This is a genomic window from Halomonas sp. ATBC28 (assembly GCF_005937175.1).
Taxonomy (GTDB): Bacteria; Pseudomonadota; Gammaproteobacteria; order Pseudomonadales; family Halomonadaceae; genus Vreelandella; species Vreelandella titanicae.
Genome location: NZ_VCQL01000083.1, coordinates 1 through 571, shown reverse-complemented (window position 1 = coordinate 571; position 571 = coordinate 1). Strand labels below are relative to the sequence as shown.

Annotated in this window: 1 protein-coding gene; it reads right to left on the bottom strand. The window is 64.1% G+C overall.

Annotated elements, in window-relative coordinates:
- Positions 1 to 105: 105 nt before the first annotated feature.
- Positions 106 to 571, bottom strand: a 466-nt coding sequence (gene hisG / locus E0L35_RS25415) for an ATP phosphoribosyltransferase (RefSeq protein ID WP_138801726.1), incomplete at its 5' end; no start/stop codon positions are given.

The window sequence follows — 571 nt, the reverse complement described above, 5'->3', positions numbered from 1 at the left end:
TGGGGACTCCCTCCGATTTGAAACAAATGATGCGCCAGGAAACGATTTTCCCGGCATTCGCATTTTGGCGTTTATTTCGGCAGGAACCCATCCATGCAGCGGATTTCAGCTTTTTCGCTCGGTCGCCGCGGCGAAGGCATCGATGATGCGGCGCAGCGGCTCGCGCTTGAGCTTGAGCGCGGCCTGGTTCACCACCAGGTGCGAACTGATATCCATGATGCGCTCCACTTCCACCAGATGGTTGGCGCGCAGCGTGCTGCCGGTCGAGACCAGATCCACGATGGCGTCGGCTAGGCCGGTGAGCGGCGCCAGCTCCATGCTGCCGTAGAGCTTGATCATGTCCACGTGCACGCCCTTGGCCGCGAAGAAGTCGCGCGCGATGGTGGTGTATTTGGTGGCCACGTTCAGGCGCGCGCCCTGCCGGACGGCACTGGCGTAGTCGAAGTCCTGCCGCACCGCCACGCTCACGCGGCACTTGGCGATCTGCAGGTCGAGCGGCTGGTAGAGGCCCTGGCCGCCGTGCTCGATGAGCGTGTCCTTGCCGGTCACGCCGAGGTCGGCGCCGCCGTAC